Origin of the sequence: uncultured Paraglaciecola sp. (assembly GCF_943787955.1) — a bacterium.
GTDB lineage: Bacteria > Pseudomonadota > Gammaproteobacteria > Enterobacterales > Alteromonadaceae > Paraglaciecola.
The window spans coordinates 343,473-350,176 of sequence record NZ_CALSOK010000010.1 but is presented as its reverse complement, the minus strand read 5'-3'; the positions used below and the strand labels follow the sequence as shown (position 1 = coordinate 350,176).

At 38.3% G+C, this 6,704-nt stretch carries 7 protein-coding genes; 3 read left to right on the top strand and 4 right to left on the bottom strand.

The annotated features are described in order from the left end of the window. The 3 genes from Q0Y52_RS09285 to Q0Y52_RS09275 form a co-directional block, all read right to left on the bottom strand. On the bottom strand, positions 1–383 hold a 383-nt coding region (locus Q0Y52_RS09285), incomplete at its 3' end, for a CHASE sensor domain-containing protein (protein ID WP_297820865.1). Beyond that, the gene (locus Q0Y52_RS09280; RefSeq protein WP_297820863.1) at positions 380–934 is read right to left on the bottom strand and encodes a YfiR family protein; all 555 of its coding nucleotides are present in this window, start codon (positions 932–934) and stop codon (positions 380–382) included. The genes Q0Y52_RS09280 and Q0Y52_RS09285, both read right to left, overlap by 4 nt. Beyond that, on the bottom strand, positions 934–1,986 hold the full coding sequence (locus Q0Y52_RS09275) for a hypothetical protein (protein ID WP_297820861.1): 1,053 nt from the start codon (positions 1,984–1,986) through the stop codon (positions 934–936). Before Q0Y52_RS09275 ends, Q0Y52_RS09280 begins: the two co-directional genes overlap by 1 nt. Positions 1,987–2,568: 582 nt before the next feature. Here Q0Y52_RS09275 and Q0Y52_RS09270 point away from each other — a divergent pair. From Q0Y52_RS09270 to Q0Y52_RS09260, 3 genes are all read left to right on the top strand, one after another. Beyond that, a complete protein-coding gene (locus Q0Y52_RS09270; protein WP_297820859.1) occupies positions 2,569–2,826 on the top strand; it encodes a hypothetical protein in 258 nt (85 codons plus the stop codon). A 563-nt stretch (positions 2,827–3,389) separates the two neighbouring features. Beyond that, positions 3,390–3,752 carry a CidA/LrgA family protein gene (locus Q0Y52_RS09265; RefSeq protein ID WP_297820857.1) on the top strand — a complete coding sequence of 121 codons (363 nt, stop codon included), beginning with the start codon at positions 3,390–3,392 and terminating at the stop codon, positions 3,750–3,752. A gap of 1 nt (position 3,753) precedes the next feature. Then, a complete protein-coding gene (locus Q0Y52_RS09260) occupies positions 3,754–4,467 on the top strand; it encodes an LrgB family protein (RefSeq protein ID WP_297820855.1) in 714 nt (237 codons plus the stop codon). A 183-nt stretch (positions 4,468–4,650) separates the two neighbouring features. Here the strand turns inward: Q0Y52_RS09260 and Q0Y52_RS09255 are convergent, their stop codons facing one another. Next, positions 4,651–6,366, bottom strand: a complete 1,716-nt coding sequence (locus Q0Y52_RS09255; protein WP_297820853.1) for an amidohydrolase — start codon at positions 6,364–6,366, stop codon at positions 4,651–4,653. Between the last annotated feature and the right edge of the window lie 338 nt (positions 6,367–6,704).

Below are 6,704 nucleotides of genomic sequence, written 5' to 3'. Positions count from 1 at the left end.
TAAAAATTATTTCCTTTAAAAAAAGATGTATTCTTAAAATTTTCAGGGATCAAATCAATAACTTCGCCAGTGCTTATGTACTCTGCAAATAATTGGTTATTCTTATCATAAATTTGTGCGTATCGAATACTGGGATTCTGTTCAAGGCTAAACAATATATCTTTGGCTGACTGCTGATCATCAAATAATAATGCTGAGGCACTGCTATCGGCCAATAAATTGACTTTGCTAGCCATTGAAGCCATCAAATTATTCTTGTAATCATTAATAAAATTTGAATATAACAAAGCTGTCATAATCGATAATGTGATAATGTTAATTGCAACAGCACCGATAAGCTGTTTACCGAAGAAACCTATTTTAGTTTTTTTTTTCTCAGTCATTTTCTGATTTTAGCCAGTTTCAATAATTCAGAGCTAAAATTTACTTCAAGTGAATTTATGTAATGCAAATCAATTTCAAACCGCAGTTTTTCATCATCCTTGTAAAATACGATAGCCGCACCAGGAAAGTAAGTTTCTCTTGAATTGACTACAATAACGATGTTTTGAAGGTCGATAGCATCAACATTTTTAATTGAGGTTACATACATTAAGTCACATCCACTTGTTGTATCCCATTTTAACGATTTCACTTCATACTCCCTATTATTGAATATAGGGTTGACAGCCATTTCACTCAAAAATGCAATAAACTCAGCTGATTCTTCAACACATATCTTGATTGAAGTTAATGATTTTTTTTCACCTTCAGTTGGCCATTTAATAAATTTGGTAAAGTTCAACAAGTAAGCAGCTTTTAACTTATTCTCTTTGCTTATTGTGGCTGAGGCATTGCCCACAACACAAAATAAACAAAATAAACCAACCAGATAACCTCGTGTATTTCTATCAAATAGTCGGCAAGCTAATTTTGCAAAATTGTATAATTGCACTAGAAAACTTTTGAAAGAGAAATACTGTTTCGCCATTGCTCTTTGGGTTGTGGACCATTGAGATTTTGATAAATAGGCTTACCTATTTCTACATTTAGTTGATATTTTTCTGCAAATTTCCAAGAAAGTCCCAAACCAGCATCAATCTTTTTACCACCAAAAAGTTTTGGATTCGTTATACTAGCAGGATATGGAATAGGTGCATCAACCAATAATGAATCATCCTGCCCATGAATAGTATTACTATATATAAGACCTAATTCAGCATAAATTTGAAGCGTCGGAGATAGCTCATTTTGATAGCGTCCCTTTAGGCTGAAATTATTTCCTAACCGATAGTTTCTGCTATTGTAGCCGGTGCGTATATTGGCTGAAAAACTCACATTAAAATCATGTAAATCACTATTTTTATAACTTAATTCAATGGGGAAGTCATAGGTCCCTGAGCCTAGCTGCATCGTGTAAGGAAGCTCCTGATCACCCGGTGCTCGCGGTGTATCTCCCACTTCGTCGACAGAACCAATTGGTAAGCTTACCCCAAATGAAAAGCGCCAGACGCCTGTCCCAGAGTTGGACCAATTATAACTAGTTGAAACGGCTATATCTCCCACTCCTTCAGTTTCAATAACAAAAAAATTATAATTACTAACGATGCTAATGTGGTCGGTTTTTTGTTTGAGGTAGGGGATAGAAATTTGCCCTTTCCAACTTGAATTGAACTGATATCCCAAAGAAATGATATGTGCTTTTTGATAGATCGTTGTAGGTACAACAGGAAAGTTTTTAGTCGTGCGGTCTTCTTCTCCTGGTCCATTCCAAAGTACATCATCAAAAGTGAGTGCTTTGTCACCATCAAGATAACCTTCAAATTTCACAGATTTCAACTGATATCCTAATAACCAGGGAGAAATTAGAGAACGATCTGTATGATTTTCATAAATACTCTGCTCAAACAACTCTTGAAAATTCATTTGAGCAAATTCTGAAGGGGTGCTTTGTGCGAGACATTTAGAGCAAAAAACTACTATCACTACTAATAAATATTTCAACATAATCTAATACCTTCGGTAAAGATAAAGTGTTAGTGAATTCAATATATTATTTCATTAAAACTAATTTCATAATCCAACAAAATGAATTTTTATGAAAGTAATTTTTTTATATTTCTTTTTGTTTAAATTTATATGCAATAGCCAAGTCAAATCAAATTTGAATACTGCGTAACAATAACGCTCGCTAAACAGCGTTGCCAATATGCCAGAAACAATAATTTCAAAAGAGCCCCGTTGATGTTCTGGGTACAAAAACTTAAGTTTTTTTTGGAGGATAAAAATAGAAGCCTTTGAGCAATACGCTTGTGTGAGGGTTATAGCGAGCATCGACAAATCGCTGACTTTCACTTCCAAAAGGATATATAAGAGAGGTAAATATAGAGAATTTGAGGCATTGAATATATCATTTTATAAAAATTGATATTTTATCTTACTCATCCTCATCATTCGAACTTAACTTATCACTATTTACCGTTATTCCTTTGGTTATTCTTTGGTAAATTACTATAGCTTTGCCGGTGCCGGTGCTCCAGTTGGAAAGTTAAATACTTTGTCAGACTTTATTTTAAACAAGGAACATCAATGTCGAATATTTTTTCTGAAAATCAGCCTGCAGTTACTGGCGATGGAAAGTCCAAAGACACCGCATTTCATTTTAAGTGTGCAAAAACTAGTCAAGATGCAATGAAGTTATGCTATCGATACCTAGACAAAATTGGTTATAAAGTTGACCTTAGAGATAAACAAAATGGAGGGGTTGAAGACGGGTATGCCTTTGATATTTGGAAAACAGATGTCGGTACTATTTGGTTTAAAATTCCTTTTTTTCAAGGGTTCTAGGAGACTCCTTAATACCTATAAACTAACACTGTTCAGGTTTGTATGAAATACGCTTGACATTTTAACAGGCATCACCTGTTTACAAATTTTCATTTATTTAGAATGCGCCTCAAGGGAATTTTGCACTACTTTAGCATTCAGTGAATAAAGCTATCATCATTTTTGGACTTCTCTCAGGTTCGCAGTGTAACTAAAAATGTGGACTCGCAACTTCATAGATAAATATTGTCATTCTTAGACAATATTTATAATGTCTATATAAATAACAGCTTTGTGGTGTATAGGTGACTGGATTGTGCTCTGATAGGGGATTAACAGAGCAATTATGTTAAGTTAAAGCGCCGTGATTTACATGAACACTGACACTGATGATTTTGTCATTGCCTCGCTTATAGATATCGTTTATTAATAATTTTGACTTTACTTGAGTAATAACGAGTTCAAAGTCGAAAATTGAAAGTAAGGCATTTATTATTTCACCACTATCACCATCCCCCAAAAATAGACCTTTTAAATTCAGCTTGATGATAAACCTGTTCCAATTTTTGATAGGTCTTTTTTTATTGAGCTTTTTATTTTCTGTGGCGCAATATCTGCTACTCCAAGTTCAGATAAATGTGCCACCTGCCTTGCTTGGTATAGCGGTATTGTTTTGTGGCCTGTTATGGATTAAAGGTGTCCCAAAGGTAATTTCTAATGCAGCCAACCCATTGCTAGCGCATATGTCTCTATTTTTTATTCCTGCCATTGTTGCCATTGTGAACTTTATTGACTTGATCGCGGCGTTTCCTTTGGCTTTGTTCTTTTCTATCGTGGTGTCGACATTAGTGAGTTTGGCTATAACCGCTTGGATTAGCCAAAAATTAATGCATAGGTTGGATAATACAGATGTAAACCGTGATAAACCGCCAAGAGAAGGCGGTTAATATGCTTACCTTCCTAAACGATATCAATTGGTTGGCGACGTTTTTGTGGCTGATGGTCACAGTAATAATTTATATTGGCGCATTGCACCTTTATAAAATAACCAAGCCATTATGGTTTATACAGCCCGCTTTACATCCGCTTATAGTGAGTACACTGCTTATTATATTGTTGCAATCATGGACCCATACAACTGTTTCTGAATATCAAAATTACACCAATTTATTGTCTGCTTTATTGGGTCCTGCTACTGTTGCTTTAGCGGTACCTTTATTTAAACAACTCAATATTTTGATGAAAATGAACTGGCGCGTATTAGTGCCTTTATCGGTTGCTGGGATCGTATCACCGGCCTTATCATGGACATGCCTATATTTACTTGATACGCCCCTTAACTTACAAATGACTATGTTAGTAAAATCTATTACCACACCATTGGCAATGGATGCGGCAAGTGCAATAGGTGGCATTCCCTCATTGGCCGCTGTTTTTGTTATTAGCACGGGTATTGTGGGCGCTATTTGTGGTCCGGCTTTGTTCGTGTTAATTGGGGTGCACAATCAAGCCGCTCAAGGCACCGCCTTAGGTGCTGTCTCGCATGCAGTAGGTACCACCCGAGCTATTTCAATTGGCGAGCAGTGTACCGCCTTCGCTACTTTGGCGCTTTGCATGAACGGTATTGCCACTACTTTGATACTGCCAATGTTGTTTGGGTAAATTCTATGTTAACGGTGGCTTTTGATAATCGGCTATTGCCGTATTATTTGACCAGATAAGCCAAATGGCTGATTCAGTCAATACTTTTTCTAGAATATAAAATGGTAGACCACTGACAGTCTTTCGTTACCTATTGTTTAGAGTAGGGGCAAGTGTTGTGAAGGTCTTCCCTATATGTCATATCTATTTTTGATAAGTGATTTTCCCGCCTACTATGGTTATTAGGTTTTCTGAGGTCAAAATATCTGCTTCTGGGACAGTAAGCCAATCACGGTCAAGTATTGTGAAATCGGCATATTTCCCTACTTCTACAGAGCCACGAATCCTTTCTTGAAATGCCCCATAAGCAGGCCATATGGTAAACATTTTTAGGGCCGTTTCGCGTTTTACCGCAAGCTCGGGATGCCAGCCTGCGCCAGATGTTCCATCAAGCCTTTTGCGTGTTACTGCCGCATAAAATTCAATCCGTGGATCTCCTTGTTCTACTGGCGCATCAGAGCCACCTAGAATTATCAAACCGCGGTCAATCAATTGTTGCCATGGGTAAGCATGAGCAAGGCGGTCGGGACCCAGTCTATCGGGAGCAAAGTTAAGATCACCAATTCCGTGGCTAGGTTGCATAGACACCAGAATACCTAGGCTAACTAAACGTGCTTGGTCTTGTGGCGGAATAATTTGAGCGTGTTCAAGTCTCCAGCGAGGTTCAGCTATCGCCCATTCTGATTTTGGCACAGCATTAAATGCCTCTTCGTACCAATCCAAAAGTGTGCGAACTGCTCGGTCTCCAATTACGTGGGTTTCGACTTGAATACCTTGACGCAGTGCAGCACGTAAGATTGGATCAAGTGCTTCTTTGGTGGTGCGGTTCATAAACCCGTTATGATCTGCATCCGCATAATTTTCAAGCAGTGCTGCACCTCGGGAGCCCAGCGTGCCATCGATATACACTTTAATTCCGCGCAAATCGAACATATTATCGGCCGTTGTTTCGCGGCCTCGCTCCAGCATTGTCGCCGCTTCTTTCACATTTGCCGCCGCATAAATACGGGTAGACATATTACCTTCCGCATGAATTTCCTTGATAATTTCAACGTTAACATAAGGCATTCCCGCATCTTGAGTATTGGTCCAACCCACCTTGGCGTTTTCATACATGCCTTGCACTAGGCTATCTTTTTTATATTCCCTTGTTTTTGGCGGGATGAGACCCCGGAAAATATTCATGGCAGTGGCAAGAATATAACCGTTTGGAGTACCGTCTGCGTCACGCTCAAATTTTCCACCCAGTGGATCAGGATAGTCTTTGGTTATGCCGGCAAGCGCCAGAGCTTTTGAGTTAACAAGGGCAGAAACACCGTCGGCACGGGGCATAAACAAGGGTTTGTCAGCAGTAAATGAATCAACATCATGTCGCGTGAGGAATCTTTTTTCGTCGGTCCATTCCCGTTCAATCCAACCACGACCCTGAACCCATTCATTCGCAGGTACGCTTACTGAGAAGGTTTTAATGGCATCAACGGTTGCTTTAAGTGTCTCTATACCAAACAGGCTTAATGTTTTTGGGCGTTGTCCAACCCCTTCCACGTGCTGGTGGCTATCGGTGAAACCTGCATAGACATATTTTCCTGTCATATCCATTACTTGTGCATCTCCGCACATATATTTGGAGGCATCGGCATTTGATCCCACAAATATAATTTTATCTCCAAGCACTGCTGTTGCTTCAGCGGTCCACTGTGCATCATTTGCTGTATAAATTTTTGTATTGTGCAGTACCATATCTGCGACAAGACATTCCTTCGTCATTTCTGCAGTGGATACGTCATTTTCAGCACATGACATCAACAACAAGCTTAGGCCAACGGTACCGGTTATTTTTAGTTTATTTTTGAGGTTCATCTTTTCCACCTACAGAAGCCTTTTTAAAGAACAATAATCAGATATTACTACATATATGTTGATGTCTTATGGTGATTAGATTAATAGGATATAAAAATCATGCAAGCAGAAATACATCTAAATTAACAGATTAAATTAGCTGGGCAGCCATGTTGATCTACTGCCAAATAAAGCCCACAGATATAATATCTAAAACCAAGCTTTCTTAATCATAACTGGGAACCTAAGAAAAAGGTAAGCTTGCTGATATCACCGCAGTATCCAGCAACCCATGAAAAGATATCTCTAGTTTACGGAATATGAATTTTATTATGAAGGCAGGCATGGTCATGAAATCG